Origin of the sequence: Aquirufa echingensis (assembly GCF_042714525.1) — a bacterium.
GTDB lineage: Bacteria > Bacteroidota > Bacteroidia > Cytophagales > Spirosomataceae > Aquirufa > Aquirufa echingensis.
The window spans coordinates 376,172-393,721 of record NZ_JBBKYA010000004.1 but is presented as its reverse complement, the minus strand read 5'-3'; the positions used below and the strand labels follow the sequence as shown (position 1 = coordinate 393,721).

Here is a 17,550-nt window from a genome sequence, read left to right as displayed (position 1 = left end):
CTCGTCAAACCCGAATTGAACTGAACCTCGCCACCACTCGTAATAGTCAAAGCCTTTAACGCATTCGTGTTCTGACCATTCACCATATTCACAGCCGCATCAAACACCACACTGCCCACCTGCGTACCAGATGCCCTTGCCGTCTTGATCTCAACCGAATAACTCACTAAATAATTCAGAAGCTCCGTGTATAAAATATTCGCATTATCCCCACTCGAAGTAAATGTATACGTAGTGCCCGATAAAGACCAGGCGCCATTGCTCGTGGCCACACTCGTAATACGTACATTGCTATGACCCGTCAGCAAACTGATGTTCGCTCCAGCCACCAACTCACCTGTCGTTAATTGCAAACAATAGTGCGTCGCCGGTCCCGTTGCATTATAAAAACGCATCTGATCCAAACGCTCACGGTTCAAACCAGCACTCGTGCCCACATACACCTTACCCGATGTTCCACTGCTGCCTGGTGTTCCATACACCCCCTGCCAACCCTTAATCGTTAGCAGCTTAAAATCATATACACCAGCTCCACTAAACCGAAGCGCATGGACACCCGATCCCAAACTAATGCTCGAGGCTGCATATAAACTCAGCTCACCTACCGTCTCGCTATAGCCCGCTGTCGATAAATCTCCCCCATTAAACTTCACACTACTCCCATCGGCAATACGCTCATCAGCTCCCAATAATAAACTCCCACTCACCAATTCCGTTTGGCCCGTGTACAAAGCCTCTCCCACCAACTCCACACTGCTGCCCGCAACTCCATAAATCCTCAATCCATAACTGCTCGCAGCTATCGCAGGTACTCCCGTTAAACTCAACTTACCCGAGCCACTGCCTAGCCCCGAATTACCCGTTAAACTCACCGTCCCACTCCACACATTAGTACCACTCACATTCCGAAAGCCACCTACCACTCCATTCCCATAACCCGATAAACTCAAAGACTCACCCAAGACACTAATACCTCCAATAAGCTCTAACACCCCACTGCCAGTCACCTCAACTCCACTGCTCGTAGATCCCAAGGCACCATTCGATCCTACACGCAAGGTCCCATTACCACTCACGCGCGTTAAGCCACTGTATACATTATCCGCTAATAAATAAACACTACCACTCCCATCGTGCGTGATCGCTCCACTACCCAAACTCACCACGCCTCCCACACTCAAAATACCGCCACCTCCAAACAACATACTCACATTGCTGCCCGTAAAAACATTCGCCGCAGTTAAGCTCAAGCTACCCCCATTCGAGTTCACGCGAACGCCCGCTCCTATACTAACTGCACCCGCATAAGCATTCACCCCACTTAAATTCCGTAAAGCGCCCAAACTATTATACCCCACGCCCAACAAACTCAAAGACTCCGCTCCCACACTGATTCCCCCATATAATTCCAAACTCGCGCCACTGCTCACCTCCGTGCCTGAGGATACTGCCCCCAAGCCCGTCGAATGACCCACACTCAACACACCCCCCAATACCTGCGTCAAGCCACTATACGTGCTCGCTCCACTAACACTCCATGTACCCGTACCCAACTTGATCACCCGCAATACCCCCAAACCATCTTCCACAATACCACTGTAACTCGTTGTCGTATTATCTCCCCCAGCTGTTAATACCACAGATCCACTCACACTACTGGTCACCTTGCCGCTGCCAGCCAAACTACCCACGCTCTCACTCAATCCTCCCAAATCCAACACCGTACCAGATCCCAAACTCAAAGCACTCCCATTAGGTATACTCTCAGCCTGTAATAAATAAAGCTTCCCCCCACTCACATTCGTCAATCCCGTATACGCATTCGCTCCCCCGATTCCCAACACGCCCACGCCCGACTTGGTCACATTCACACCCTTCAATACTCCGCCCACCAAACCATCATTCACGCCACCGCCTGAGGTCAACACCCCATTGCCATCACTTAAACTAATATCCCCAGCTACGCCAACCCCCAAGCCCATACTCGCATTCACATCACCCCGCAAACTCAAGCCCCCAAAACCCGAGATACTAAGATTACCCCCATTGCCCGCCGTATAACCCGCAGCATATCCATCTCCTCCCGCACTGCTCAACACACCACTGTAATCCACATAACTCCCACTACTACTAACCGTTAAACTTCCGCCCAAGCCGCCCCGGTAACCACTTCCCCCTCCACTCTGAATACTCCCACGCAACATCACCCCATTCACCGCACTCAAACTAATATTACCACCAGCTCCTGCTTGCGTCGAATAACTACCACTACGATCCGAACCTCCACCAACACTACTCAATACACTCCCCAAACCCATGTCAATTCCACCACTCACCACATAACTCTGGCTGCCTCCCACTCCTCCATTATAACTCGAACCACTCACCACATTACGCCAACCCCTACTCAAAACCTGACCACTGCCACTCACCAACAAATCACCCCCCACAACCATACTCACATTACCCGCGCGTGGCGAATTCTGCGTAGATGCATTATCTGGACCACTCACATCCAAAACGCCCCCTATACGAACACTACCCCCTGCATTCACCGTTAAGTCATAGCCCGTATAATTATAATAGCCACTACCCAAACGCATCGTCAAACCCGAATTGAACTGAACCTCGCCACCACTCGTAATAGTCAAAGCCTTTAACGCATTCGTGTTCTGACCATTCACCATATTCACAGCCGCATCAAACACCACACTGCCCACCTGCGTACCACCCACGCGTGCAGACTTAATCTCAACCGAATAATTCACTAAGTAATTCTGAAGTGTCACATAATTGATTACTGCATTATCAGCAGTAGGCGTAAACGTATACGTGCTACCACTCAATGACCACGAGCCGTTCGCATTGGCCGCCGTAGAAATCACCACATTACTATGTTGCGCCTGCGCCACAAAAACCAAAAGCCATAGCAAGCACATCAACCTGAAAACAGGCTTCCGCAACTCAGCAAAAAGCAATTGAAGCAAACGCATACTACTTAATAATAATAATCAATTTGAACCCGATCATTAACAATCAAACTCGCCGCACCATTATTGGCAGGATTATAGGTGAGGGTGGTTCCACTCACCGACAAAGCATTTTTGGAAATCCGAACCCCATTGATAAACAAACGAATCGTTGAATTCACGTTGGGCGTTTGAGTCAACGTAAATGCCGTTTGTCCAGGCGTTGCAATCACATATTCATCTGAAACTAACCTGACCAAACTGTAATCCGTATTAATCACCGCTTGCGTCACCGCAAACGTTCCGTTCCCCTTCAACATCCCCGTTAAACTCGTCGCACCCGTTCCGCCTCGACCCACCGCAATCGTCGACCCATTCCAAGTTCCTGAACTAATATTCCCCAAGGCATTCGCTGTACCATTGAAAGTCACATTACCAGCCACAATTAAAGTTGACCCCAAAGAAGTCGCTCCATTCGTTCCCAAAGTGCTCGAGAAAAATCCATTCGTACCATTCAAATCCGCCGTCGACGTCGTCCCCGTAAACGACTTATCTCCCGCAACAATTTGATTCGTCGTTAAATCCACAAAGTTTTTGGTCGTTGAACCGGTACCTCCATTCGCTACCGCTAATGTCCCCGAAAGCGATGTCACCGGAACCGATGCCCAAGTCGCCCCACCAACACCATTCGAAGTCAATACATAACCCGAAGTACCATTCGTGTTCGGATACAAAATCCCACCGGCTGTTAATGTTCCGCCTACTACCACATTACCCGAAAAAGTCTTCGCTCCACCCACGGTTTGCGCCGTCGTTAAATCCACAAAATTTTGAGTCGCGGAACCCGTACCCCCTTTGGCAATTGATAAAGTACCCGAAAATTTGGCATCGGTTACGGCGCCACTTGCCAACTTCACCGTCGTAATCGCATTGTCGGAAATCACAGGTGCCGCAGCCGTCGTTCCCGTTCCTCCCAAATCACCTGCCAATCGCAAAATCCCATTCGCCGTCGTCGTCGCATCCGCAGCTACGGGTAATACGACCGAACTATTCGTTCCTGAAATGGTGATGGTTGACCCCGACAAAGACAAAGTCTGCGTTTCTGTCGTCACCGTAGAACCAGGCGCCCATTGGGTTCCATCATATTTTAATACCTGACCCGTCGTAGGAGCCGTCGAACTCACTGTTTTTCCTTGAATTTTAGCGACCAAAGGTGACGCTGCCGTTCCTCCCAAATCACCCGCCAAACGCAAAATACCATTCGTTGACGAAGTCGCATCAGCCGCAATCGGTATCACCACCGAACTATTTGTTCCTGAAATCGTTAGCGTAGACCCACTTAATCCTAAGGTTTGCGTTTCCGTCATGATCGAATTGCTCGGCACATAATTCGTCCCATCATATTTCAAGACCTGACCGGTTACGGGAGTCGTCGTAGCAACAGGAATTCCCTGAATTCCCACAACTTTAGGAACTGTAGCCGTTCCACCTAAATCCCCCGCTAATTGCATCAAACCGACGGATGAACTCGTCGACGAAGGTAACACAACTGAACTACTCGTTCCCGAAATACTCAAGGTAGAACCCGACAAACTCAATACCTGCGTTTCTGCCAAAATCGAACTATTGGGTACATATGATGTCCCATCGTATTTTAACACCTGGCCGATTGCTGGTGCTGTATTCGATACAGGAATCCCCTGAATCTTTACCACATTGGGAGCAGTTGCGACTCCACCTAAATCACCGGCCAATTGCACCTTTCCCGTGGCGGAAGAAGTTGCATCCCCCACAGCCGGAAGCGTTACGGAACTATTCGTACCTGAAAGGGTGACTGTGGTCCCCGACAAAGACAAAGTCTGCGCCTCGGCTAAAACCACAGCATCCGGCACCCAAGCCGTTCCATTGTATTTCAAAACTTGACCCGTCGTAGGAGACGATGAACTTAAGGTTGCCCCTTGCAATTTGGCCACAATCGGGGCAGCGGCTGTACCTCCTAAATCGCCGGCCAATTGTACTTTTCCCTTGGTTGTGGCATCTGCATCTGCAACCGTCGCATTCGCCATAGCTGTCTGAACAAAAGATGTCGTCGCCAAAGAAGTCGAATTATTCCCCGGCGATTGAGTTACCCCCGTTGTCCCTGAAGGTAAATAAGGTGTTCCCGTAAACGTGGGCGAATTAATATCCGCTTTGGCATTCAAGGCCGCTTGAAAAGCAATCCCCGTAGTAGCCACATCGACATAATCCTTAACTGCTTTCACAGAAGGATATTTCGTATTCGATGACGCATCCGCCGCTACATCCGTCGATTTGTTTGACAAAGATTCTTTGAATACCAAACCCGGAACCGTCGGTGCCGTCGCCGTTCCTGCCAAATCACCCGCTAATTGGACCTTACCCGTCGCCAATGTCGTCGCATCTGGCGTTCCCACCGTAATGACATTGGACATCGCATTGTCGACATAAGACTTCACAGCCAATTGCGTCGGATACAGCGTATTGCTCGGTTGGGAATTCCCTAAATCCAAGGCTGTAGATTTATTCGCTGCTAATTCATACACACTCGTTATGCTAGATAATGCATTTTGTGTCGACGAAATTTGATTTTGCAAATAGCCTATTTGGCCCATAATACTCGAAGAAGTATTCTGAATTTGACTAACATTCTGTTGCAATCGAGTTTCATGATCATTCAAGGTATTACTCATCGTCAAGAGCGTCGAACTGTTTTGATCCACTTGTTCAGAAAGCTTCGAAATCGATTGATCGATAACAACAAAACGCAAATTATTCGCGACTTGATTCGCCTCAATTTTGGCAGCATTTTCCTGCCCACCTATTACTGCTAGGCCAATTTCCTTCTTAAGGGGCTCAATATCTTTGGGCACCAAATAGCCCACATCATTATTGAACTGACTTAAATTTTTGGGAGCATCACGGACATTCTTATAATCAACAGACTCCGCATAAAGCGCGTAAGGGGTAAATGTCAACTGCTGATTACTTACTTCCGTATAATTCCCTGATCCTGTGAAATTCACAGAGACCTTAAGTCGTTTCAATTTTTCATCCCAAAGAATCGAGTCAAATTGCGAATAACGTGCAATTCCACTTGATGCATCCGCACCCAAAGAAGCTGTGGAATTACCTGATCCAATCGTTAAATTAATTAAGCCAAAATCATCCGTAGTCGTTTGTTGGACTTCCTCATAATCAATCCCCGCTTGCGAAATCAACGTAAATCGAACCCATACTTTTCCTTTGGCCAAAGGCTGTCCAGCAATGACTTGGCCCGGAATTTCAATCGTATTGGGATCCAAAATGACAGCCTGATAATTCAAGCCTTTTTGTTGGCCCCAAACACTCACCGAAATCAATAGAAATAGGAGGTATAAATGTTTCATGCGATCTGTGATTAACGATTCAAGCTAATTCCCATTGAAATCGTCATGGGCGACATATCCAATTTCCCCGTAGGACTTTGCGGAGCTAACAAACTTGAGGTGCGCCTAACTTGCGCAAATGCACGTACATTGGCATTAATGGCCTTCGACAATTCAATCTGGTATCCCGAAAAAACTTTGAATGAATTAAATTGAGAATCTTGCGTCAAAGGATAATATCGATTAGACAATAATTGATTCCCCGCTATAAGCTGTTGGCCCATCACTACCCCTACTAATCCCAAATTCCATCCTTTATAAAAGGTGTATTTGGGGCCTAGGGCCAAAGAGAACCCAACAAAATCCGTTTGATAGGAAAAAGCGATTTGCTGCACATCCCCGATGGCATTCAGTTGGTGATAATTCAGCCCGATAGAATATTGTAAATAACTCAGCGATTTGGCGAGTTTAGGGCGATTGCTGAAATAGATCGCCGATTTTGAAAACTTCGAAATGAGTCGGACTGTATCCAAAAGCACATGTTCTTGCGCTAATTCCACATGCAATCCCGCGGATGGTTTCATCCAATCGATCTGCTTTCCCTTAGAATTTTCGAATTGATACTGCGTGATGGCGGACCCGATGGACCATTTCCAAGATTGAGCGCGCACAGCAAATGGCGCAATACTCGCGTAAAGAATTATCAACCAAACACCACATAGGTGCTTCGTCGAAGCTGTATAATATTTCATCTATCAGAACTAGGATTGAATTAAAATCAATATGATTTTAACGCATTTGAAGCTAAGATAGAGATATTCAAAGAGTTTTAAAAAAGTTTATCAGGAAATTAATAAAATTAGCATACTAATACGCGGTAAAAAGCGTTTGCCACGAGGGCACAACCCTGTCAGCGTATACAGCCACCTATTACCGCAAATCGATGTTATAATGCAAGCCTTTATTTTGGCGTTGCGCCCGAGCATGTTTAATAATTAGGTACGCAACATTGATCATATTACGCAATTCACATAAAGGAACCGTAATGCGCGATTGCTTATACAATTCCTCATGTTCTAAATAAATCAATTCCAAACGATCATAGGCACGTTTCAAACGGCGATCCGTGCGAACAATCCCCACATAGTTCGACATGATAGATTCCAATTCACGTGTCATCTCCGTCACTAATACCAATTCCTCCGGATTTCGCGTGCCTGAATCATCCCAGTCGGGAATACCGGCCGGTAAAACTTGCGTGCCATATTGGCTCACTGATTTTTCGAAAGCATTGTGTGCATAAACGATTGCCTCTAACAAAGAGTTCGAAGCCAAACGGTTCGCGCCATGCAATCCTGTATGCGAACATTCACCTGCGGCATATAGGTTTTCAATATTGGTTTGACCAAAATGATCCACGATAATTCCACCACATAAATAATGTTGGGCAGGTACAACCGGAATCATGTCGGCCGACATATCCAATCCCAACTCCTTCAAGCAATGCGCATAAATCATCGGGAAATGCTGGAGAATTTCTTCCTTTGGAATATGTCGCGTATCTAAATAAACATGATCCACCCCATGAATTTTCATCTCTGAATCGATGGCGCGTGCTACAATATCACGTGGTGCCAAAGACAAACGCGCATCATATTTTTCCATGAAAGTAGTTCCATCCTGATTCTTCAAAATCCCTCCATGGCCGCGAACCGCCTCCGAAATCAAAAAGGAAGGTTTCTTCCCAGGATTATATAAAGCCGTGGGGTGAAACTGAATAAATTCCATACCATGAACAAAACCTTTGGCCCGATAAGCCATCGCGATACCATCCCCCGTGGCAATGGTCGGATTGGTCGTCGACTGATAAACTTGACCAATACCCCCTGTCGCTAAGAGTGTAGTTTTGCCCAAAAAGGTTTCCACTTTTTTGGTCTTTTTATTCAATACATAGACACCGTAACATTGCTTGCCCGGCGTGTCTTTCGTTACTTTCTCCCCCAAATGGTGTTGGGTAATCAGATCGACTGCGAAATAATGGGTAAAAAAATCAACGGATTCAAATGATTTCACTTTGGCTAATAAAGCGCGTTCAATCTCATTCCCCGTCGAATCCTTGTAATGCAAAATACGTTTATCGGAATGTCCGCCTTCTTTGACCAAATCAAAAGACCCATCTGATTTACGATCAAAATCCGTTCCATAGGCAATCAGTTCGCGAAGTCTTTCCGGAGCTTCCCGCACAACCATTTCTACAACCTCTTTATCACTGATAAAATCACCAGCAACCATCGTATCTTCGATGTGCTTTTCAAATGAATCATCCGTATCCCAAACGGCAGCGATACCACCTTGGGCATATTTGGTATTCGTTTCTTCTGCGACCGTTTTAGTAATCAAGGCAATCTTCACGGGAATCTTTCGATCTTCAAAGTGCTGTGCAACTTTCACCGTATAGGACAAACCTGCTATCCCCGAACCAATCACTATAAAATCATACGTAGGCATCCTGTCTTCAATTTTCCTGCAAATTAACCAAAAAGCGCATTGGAAATGAAATGTAGATAATTTATTGTAGTTTTGCGCTTGAAAAAATTTAAACCCTTAAAAATCAATCTAATCTACATGGAATCTTCCAACAATACCTCTAAAATTGCGCTGATTGCACTAGCAGTCTTGACAGCAGTGCTAGGAGTACTCTACTTCCGTTCGAATCAATTAAACAACGAACAAGCAACAACAATCGAAGAAAAAGCAACTGAATTAGCGAATACACGCACTTCTTTGGACTCGATCTCTACTCAATTAGATGCCAAAATCGCTGAAATCAAGTCTCTTGGTGGACAAGTAGCTGATTTAGAAGCATTGAAAGTACAATTGGAGCAAGATAAATCTTCATTGAAGCAAGCGAATCATGCTACCATCGCATCTTACGAAGCAAAAATCAAAGAATACAATTTGGTATTAACGCAAAAAGATGGCGAAATCGTTGAATTGAAGAAACAAAATGGAATTTTGACAGAAAGCAACCAAGTGTTGACGACGCAAAATACCAACTTGAACAACGAAAACACAGGCTTAAAAACACAAAACAAATCTTTGTCGGATACATTAACGGAAACGGCAGCGAAGAACAAAGAATTGGCTCGTAAGGTTAGCATTGCTGCAGCTTTAAAAGCACAAAATTTACGTGTATTGGCTGTGAATGCGAAAGGAAAAGAAACTGAACGTGCGCGTTTGAACGGAAAGAAAATTGAAAAATTGAAAGTTGTTTTCAGTTTGGCTAACAACCCAATCACGAAATTAGAGAACAAAACGATTTACGTGCGCGTGATCGACGGTGAAGGTGCTACACTTTCTGATGAGGCAATCGGTTCAGGAAAAGTTAACGTGAATGGCAAAGATGTAACTTATACAACGAAACAAGTCATTACATACACTAACGACAACCAAGAAGTTAGCGTTGTTTACCCACGTGGTGGCGTTGCTTACAAACCAGGTAAATACACGGTTGAATTAATCGCAGAAGGATTTACAGTAGGTGCGGGGACGTTTGAAGTGAAGTAAGAACTGAGAGTTAAGAAGTAAGAGGTAAGAGGTAAGAGTTAAGGGTTGATGCAATCAATTCATAATTCTTACCTTTTTTTTGGACGATAGACTGTAGAGACGCGATACTTCGCGTCTACTCCCCAGGTTAAAACCTGGGGTTATAACCCCAGACTTCAGTCTGGGGAATCGGCGTAAAGCGATACAGCAGGAACTAACGAACGTCCAAAGGCTAAAGTCCAAAGGCTATAGCCTAGAACTAAAAAACAAAACCTCTTCACTCTTAACTCTTAACTCTCACCTCTTCTCCCACCACCACTTCGAGAAACTCTTCGTAAACAGAATGCTAGACCCAATGGTCTGGTTAATTTGATAGGAGTTCAAGGAACCCGCAAGGGAAGTTTGCACGTTGCGATTATAGGTCTTTAAACGCAAGGAACCATCCCGATTCATGAACCATTCCAATGCCCAATCCCCCAGCAACAACTGTGGACTTGTCTGATTTCGAGCGTCCGTAAATCCACCACTCCGCGTAATGCGCAGTCGGTCATTGACATTATACGATGCCCGCAATTGTAAATTCGATAAAATATCCTGATTCAAAATTCCGCCACCCAAATACACATCCACATTTAAATCTTTATCTATTTTAGAGGCCAAATTACTCAACTGATTCGACAACATTTCTGTGAAATTCCCCATCAAATTACTGATCGCAATACCTGATCCACCAAAAGGGGAAACCAATTGGCCAAACAACAAGACATTACTAACTTGACGCGTCAACTCCTGCTCATCTGTTTTGATACGATTGGCGAAAGCCGTCACAGCACCATTTAAATGTACGTCTTTGGGATAATCCCGAATGCCAATATCAAAGGTGATGTTGGGCGACAACAACCGATTCTGCAAATTAATGGTCACATCGACCGGGTACCGACGTTTAAATTCCGGCATATTACTCTTGTTTGTCGTATCCAATAAAATTGGAAACAAGGACGCATATTGGGTATAGACAGCCTTGATATCCACATTGGCCTCTAAGGGATCCCCTTTCCAAGAAATCTTCGACCCTCGCTGAATCGCAAATTTCTTATTAATCAAGTTCTGCAACGTAAATGTATAATCTCCCTGATCGATGGCGTAATCCCCATTCATCTTAAAATCACCCTGCTTATCCAAAGTCATCTTAATATTCCCCATGCCATACACCCGCATGATGTCCCCTTTCTTCGCATCAAATTGCACCTCCCCATAAGCCTCAGGCGTCAAAGCCAAATTGAGGTCCATGGTAATACCATCTTGCTTCAATTGATTCACCAAAGGCTTTTCATTCAGCTCCGCGGCAGTCGCCAGGGTATGGCTATAAAAAGCATAATCCCCTTGATCCGTTTGTTCATATTCGCGGTCCAATGGAATAAATAATCGCGTCCCGCGATCACTCTTCAAATCTGCCGAAATAACCAGTTGGTCCACATTACCACGAATCGCAAAAGGCCCCGTGGCAAATCCCGTTCCATAATAAATCGACTTGGCTGTTCGTGCCGTATTCAACAATTTATAATGATTCAGATCGGCTTTTATATCTAATTCAAACGGACTGTTTTTCGGGAATGCCAAACGGGCATTCATCCGCGCTGTGTTTCCCTCGGGATCTTTCAACAACCAGTTTTGGCCTACAATCTGTCGCGACTTAAACAGTACCGTATCCGCAAAAAGGATACGCGTATTCAAATAATCAAAGGTCGTTTTTCCATTCCGCACAATGATTTTCCCATCCAAAATGGGTTCCTGAAGTCGCCCTCCTATCCGTAATTCACCGGAAGCATCACCACTCAAATCCGAAAAGATCCCTTTCGTAAAGGGTTCCAAAATCTGCAAATTCGTCTTATTCAATTCGGCACGAACATTCAATTTCTCCGACTCCTCAAAAGGGCGATACGTTCCACTCACAGACAACACCGATTCACCCAAACGGTTCAAATGATAATTCAAATCCATCATTTGCGATGCCGCCTCATAGGTCCCTACGCCTTGAAAATCTCCGATATAAAACTTATCCAAACGCAACGAATCCAATAACAACCAAGAGTCTAAATGGGTATTTTGATACCAATTTTGCAAACTAAATTCGGCATTCATTTCACCTTGAACCTTGGTCGCAAAGAGCGGTGCGAGTGTTCCCAATTGGAACTTATTCACCTTCAATTTCAAGGTTTCCGTCGAGTCCATCGAGATACTCCCTTGCAGGGCGATCGACTGTTTTTTATTCGAAATCAACACATGCTCCGCACGTAAATCCTGCCCTTGAATCCGCACACGATTCTCCGGGTCAATCGACCAGTCCTGCCCTAAAATACGCACATAAGAATCCTTGAATTTCAAAGACAAGCCATCCTTTTCAAATTTCCACAAGCCTCCCAAATGGGCCATATTTTCTTCGCCTTGTTGCTTAAAATCCAAGCCAAAATTGATGCGATCCTGATCCCAAAGCGCATCCAATTTGAAATTTTCCGTAGGCGTTAAAAAGTTCAATTGTTGCTTTCGTGATTGAAAAATCAAGCTGGAGGAAACCTCAGGACCGCCTAAATATTTCGAGCTTTGGAAAGAGAAAACCGATTGATAAAACTTGTAACCACCCAGAATGAGTGTATCAGGATAGGCCTCCAAACTTACCTGAAAACTCCTCCCTTTGGTCACATTTCCAGAAAAAACCGTATTATGAGCAACGCCTAATGTAGGATAAAAGCGCTTCAATAAAGGTGCCGCATCATGGCAAACAATCGTAAAATCGGCCCCATATTTATTATCCGTATCATGCAATTTACCAGCATAATAGGCTTTACGTTCCAGTTCATTTTTTTGAAAATACAATTGATACTCATCCCACAATTGCAGCAATTCCGTTTGCATTTGACTCGGTACAAAATCCCCATTCACTTCCACAGAAACAAAAGGCGAATTCAACACATAATGGCGTTTGGAACCTGCACGATTTTCCGCATTAAACGTCACCATATCCATCGCCAAATCTTCCATATTCGGTTTCTGAATATACACGTCTTGGAAAAATCCGCGACCAGTTAAATCATCCAAATTATTCAATGCCAAATCAATATCAAATGCCGATTTGAGTCGTATGGCTTCTTTCGTAAAATGTAAAGCTGCCAAATCTGCGCGATCCACTTTTCCCTCCAGTTGGTAAGTTGGCTTCGCTTGACGCAAATTGATTTCGCCCGCCATATTAGCCACCAAATGTGAATCCTTAACAGCAACCGTTCCCTTAAACAATTGCTTTTGCAAATTCCCTTTTAAACTCACGCGTTTGTACGCGTAGCGATTAAAATTTATCTCGGAAATCATGCCATCGAAATCGACATTTGCCGATTGATTCGAGAAGCCTGTTCCTTTGATTTTGGCTGCCAAATCGATTGTGCCCAAATAAGATTCTAATGCGAGGAGTTTGCCCAACTTAAACTTCCTTAATGCCACCCGACCGTCATAGCCCGAAAAGGCCATCGAGTCCTTTAAGCGCATCGACACATCCCCTTCCATGTAACCTAAGCCCGTATTCGCCTGACCAGAAGTTCGGAAATTCATATGCGTTCCATTGAACTTCCCAGCAAAGGAAACCGGCCCTAAAATACGCATCTTGTCGGCTGCAGGCTTCGAGATAAAAACCGCTAAATCTTGTGGAATAAACAACGAATTTCGCATGTTGAAATCCATTTGCGTCTTTGGAATTTCAGGCAAACCTTTGAATGAAAAATCGCCACGCAACACGCTTTTTGAGCCAAATCCCAAAGAAAAATTCTTCAGGGCTAATTTTCTAACTGTACCATTTAATTTCCCAGTTACGGTGTAAACCCCTTTGTAAGGGTACATGGCATCGATGAATCGGCCAACATCCAGTGACGACAAGCGCGTTTTGACCAAATTCGCCTGCATATTGGCTTTATCAAACCATTGAGTCAAGTCCTCGATGTGTTTATAATCAACCAAAAATTGGTTCGCCACATAGGACTCATTAACCGCTAAATCCAGCTGATCGAAACGCATTTGCTCGTCGCAAATCATGAAATGGGTATTCATGCGCTTGACTTGTAGGCGCGTAGCCTCATGCCTTGCACGGAAACCAATGGTCTGTAAACCAATCGTATCGCCTTTGGAATAGAACTGTTTTACCTTGGAATTAATGTGGGATATAGCGAAATGCGACAGATCAAAATGAGTGGCAGTACCCGTATTAGGAATCTGCTCATCGTCTAAGATAAATTGCCCATCCACAACCTCTGCCTCCCGGATAATAAACACACTTGAACCCTTGGATGGGCTTGTAGAACTTCGATTTACCCAGGCAATAATTTGATCAATAAAGTGATTTAAATTCACCTGGCCCTTCTTTTTCTCCAAGACCAAATGCACCCTTGGACGCAACAAGCGTGCGTAATCGAGCGTAGGCCGATTCCCTCCCAAGAATAAATCACTAATGCTAAAATTCACATCGAGGTGCTCAATGTAAATCATTTCCTTGCCCCAGGGATCCTGAATGCGTAATCCCGAAAGACTTAATTCATCGAAAAACTTGACTTGAATCCCCTTGATTTCAACGGGATAGCCTAATTCACGCTCAATGGTAGGCGTAAAATAATTGGCTAAAAGCATCTGATTGGCGGGTGCACGAAGCAGTAAAATAAAGGTAAAAATGAGCAAAAAGATTCCTATCAACCCGTACAGGATCGCTTTAGCGAGGATCTTTAAGTATTTTACCATGTTTACTTTTTTTGCCCTATTTTTGCAGACAAATGGTCCTACTAGCAATCGAATCTTCTTGTGACGAAACCTCCGCAGCCGTTATGGTTAACGGAGAATTAAAGTCAAATATTATATCAACCCAACTCATCCATACGGAATGGGGTGGTGTTGTACCCGAGTTAGCTAGCAGAGAACATCAAAAAGCGATCATTCCTGTCGTTCAAGAGGCGCTGCAAAAAGCAAATATAAACAAAAATGACCTGAATGCCATTGCCTTCACGCGTGGCCCAGGTTTATTGGGTGCGCTGCTCGTAGGAACATCTTTTGCAAAGTCTTTAGCCTTATCCTTGGACATTCCATTAATCGAGGTTAATCACATGCAAGCGCACGTTTTGGCCCATTTTATCGAAGAGCCCAAACCGCAATTTCCCTTTCTCTGCCTCACAGTAAGTGGCGGACATACGCAATTAGTCTGGGTCAAAGATGCCCTTCACATGGAGGTCATCGGCGAAACACAAGACGATGCAGTAGGAGAAGCTTTTGATAAAACCGCTAAGCTCATCGGCCTGCCTTATCCAGGCGGACCTTTAATCGACAAATTAGCGCAAGTAGGAAATCCGGATCGCTTTTCGTTTTCATTGGGCGAAATGCCCGGATTGAACTTCTCCTTCTCAGGAATCAAGACGCAAATTCTTTATTTCCTTCATAAGGAAACGCAGAAGAACCCCCAATTTGTGGAAGAAAATAAGGCCGACATCTGTGCCTCCGTTCAAAAAAGTCTCATCGATATGCTTTTGCGTAAAGTGAAGAAGGCGATGAAAGAGAAAAACTGCCAACAAATCGCGATTGCAGGCGGCGTATCTGCAAACTCAGGCCTCCGCAGCCGACTGCAAGAAATGGGCGAAAAAGAAAAATGGGATGTGTTTATCCCCGCCTTTCAATACTGCACAGACAATGCTGGTATGATCGCCATGGCAGGTCATTTCAAATACGAAGCGGGAGAATTTACGGATCAGGATGTGGCGCCTTTGGCGAGGTATTCTTTATGATTTCCCCTTCGGAGAAAATCCTCAGACTAAAGTCTGAGGTTAATAACCCCAGGTTTTAACCTGGGGGCCGATGCGAAGCATCGCTACACCAAAGACTTCAACGAATTCCAAAACGCCATCTTCAAGGCTTTTTCCTCATCCGTCAACGTAGAAATCAAACGCGGGAAATAATAAACCTTACTCGTACCTAGCTGCTGAATCTGATTAGCCTGCAAACCTGCAAGACTATGTTCGCCCAAGAAAATATAACGAGTTGGGGCTGTTTTTGACACAAATTCCTCCAAAGAAACCTGAATTTGATCCACATCGATAATGGACCAGTCTCCTTGCGGCAATGTCAAAGGTGGCGCAGAAAAGATTAATTGCAAACGGGATTTTTCCGCTTCGGTGATGGCACCTATGACCAACCACGGACTAGCGATGGAAGGAACACCAACCTCAACAACTTCCTCTGCAGGTAAAACAGGAGCTTGATCTAGCTGCTCCAATGGACGTTCCGACGTGACCCAATAGATCACCTCGTTCTCATACAAAGCAGCTAAATCAATTCCCTCTGTCATCTTATGCTAAAGAACCGCGCAACACACAAGCCTCACGATCTGGGCCTGTTGAAATAAAGTTGATCGGTAAATCTAAATGCTTCTCTAAAAATTTAATGTAAGCCGAAAGCTCAGCAGGCAATTCCTCAAAACGACGCATGCCTTCTAATGAGCAATTCCACCCTTTCAAAGTTTCGTATACCGGCTTCACTTTGATGTCTGTAATTTCAAATGGGATTTGGTCTGTAATCGTACCATCCGGCATTTCATAACCTGTACAAACCTGAATCTCTTCAAAAATATTCAAGACATCCGCCTTCATCATAATCAATTGAGTCACCCCATTAATCATCATCGCATATTTTAACGCTGGTAAATCGATCCAACCACAACGACGTGGACGACCGGTTGTTGAGCCAAACTCACGACCCTCTTGGCGCATACGCTCACCTACTTCATCTTCTAATTCCGTAGGGAATGGACCTGAACCCACCCGAGTTGCATAGGCCTTAAAAATACCAAATACCTCACCAATGTTCTTTGGCGCCACACCTAAACCTGTACATGCTCCCGCAGTAATGGTGTTCGATGACGTAACGAATGGATATGAACCAAAATCAACGTCCAATAAAGAACCTTGCGCTCCTTCTGCCAAAATCGTTCTACCCGCCTGAATCGCATGATTCACCGAATATTCCGAATCGACCAAATGAAACTCCTTCATAAACGCAACCGCCTCAAAGAACTCCTTCTCTGCCGCAGCTAAATCATATTCAAATTTATAGACATCCAAAATCGCCTTGTGACGATCCACCAATGCATTGTATTTCGCCGTAAAATCCGGTGAGATCATATCCCCCACACGCAATCCTTGACGTGAAATTTTATCTGTGTACGTAGGTCCAATTCCTTTCAATGTTGAACCAATCTTCGCATCTCCTTTGGCCTTTTCGTATGCTGCGTCCAATAAACGGTGTGTAGGCAAAATGATGGAAGCCTTCTTCGAAATCTCTAAATTCTTACGTAAATCCAAGTTGAAATGCGCCAACCCATCAATCTCCTTTTTGAAGATAATCGGATCTAATACCACCCCATTTCCAATAATATTCTGAACTTCTTGACGGAAAATTCCCGATGGGATTTGATGCAAAACGTGCTTAAAACCATCAAATTCAAGCGTATGACCCGCATTCGGTCCACCTTGAAAACGCGCAACTACCTGGTAACGAGGTGCCAAAACATCCACAATCTTTCCTTTTCCCTCATCGCCCCACTGTAAGCCTAATAATACATCAACTGCCATAATATG

Annotated in this window: 9 protein-coding genes; 2 read left to right on the top strand and 7 right to left on the bottom strand. The window is 44.7% G+C overall.

Annotated elements, in window-relative coordinates:
• The 4 genes from SKC38_RS09705 to nadB all read right to left on the bottom strand — a co-directional run.
• A partial coding sequence (locus SKC38_RS09705) for a beta strand repeat-containing protein (protein WP_377976937.1) occupies nt 1-2,993 on the bottom strand: 2,993 nt, incomplete at its 3' end.
• Nucleotides 2,994-2,998: 5 nt separating this feature from the next.
• Nucleotides 2,999-6,373, bottom strand: coding sequence for a hypothetical protein (locus SKC38_RS09700; RefSeq protein ID WP_377976936.1), 3,375 nt, complete (start codon nt 6,371-6,373; stop codon nt 2,999-3,001).
• Between the two features lie 11 nt (nt 6,374-6,384).
• Nucleotides 6,385-7,104: a hypothetical protein gene (locus SKC38_RS09695; RefSeq protein WP_377976935.1), complete on the bottom strand. Its 720-nt coding sequence runs from the start codon at nt 7,102-7,104 to the stop codon at nt 6,385-6,387.
• A 178-nt stretch (nt 7,105-7,282) separates the two neighbouring features.
• Nucleotides 7,283-8,860 carry an L-aspartate oxidase gene (nadB, locus tag SKC38_RS09690; RefSeq protein ID WP_377976934.1) on the bottom strand — a complete coding sequence of 526 codons (1,578 nt, stop codon included), beginning with the start codon at nt 8,858-8,860 and terminating at the stop codon, nt 7,283-7,285.
• Between the two features lie 117 nt (nt 8,861-8,977).
• Between nadB and SKC38_RS09685 the strand changes: the two genes are divergently transcribed.
• Nucleotides 8,978-9,919, top strand: coding sequence for a hypothetical protein (locus SKC38_RS09685; RefSeq protein WP_377976933.1), 942 nt, complete (start codon nt 8,978-8,980; stop codon nt 9,917-9,919).
• Nucleotides 9,920-10,195: 276 nt separating this feature from the next.
• Here the strand turns inward: SKC38_RS09685 and SKC38_RS09680 are convergent, their stop codons facing one another.
• Nucleotides 10,196-14,671, bottom strand: a complete 4,476-nt coding sequence (locus SKC38_RS09680; RefSeq protein WP_465252843.1) for a translocation/assembly module TamB domain-containing protein — start codon at nt 14,669-14,671, stop codon at nt 10,196-10,198.
• A gap of 32 nt (nt 14,672-14,703) precedes the next feature.
• On the opposite strand from SKC38_RS09680, the gene tsaD reads away from it, so the two are divergent.
• Nucleotides 14,704-15,702, top strand: a complete 999-nt coding sequence (gene tsaD, locus SKC38_RS09675) for a tRNA (adenosine(37)-N6)-threonylcarbamoyltransferase complex transferase subunit TsaD (protein WP_377976931.1) — start codon at nt 14,704-14,706, stop codon at nt 15,700-15,702.
• A gap of 83 nt (nt 15,703-15,785) precedes the next feature.
• Here tsaD and SKC38_RS09670 read toward each other — a convergent pair whose 3' ends face one another.
• Together SKC38_RS09670 and SKC38_RS09665 are read right to left on the bottom strand one after the other, a co-directional pair.
• The gene (locus SKC38_RS09670; RefSeq protein WP_377976930.1) at nt 15,786-16,262 is read right to left on the bottom strand and encodes a hypothetical protein; all 477 of its coding nucleotides are present in this window, start codon (nt 16,260-16,262) and stop codon (nt 15,786-15,788) included.
• 1 nt (nt 16,263) lies between these two features.
• Nucleotides 16,264-17,544 carry an adenylosuccinate synthase gene (locus tag SKC38_RS09665; protein WP_377976929.1) on the bottom strand — a complete coding sequence of 427 codons (1,281 nt, stop codon included), beginning with the start codon at nt 17,542-17,544 and terminating at the stop codon, nt 16,264-16,266.
• Nucleotides 17,545-17,550 lie beyond the last annotated feature (6 nt).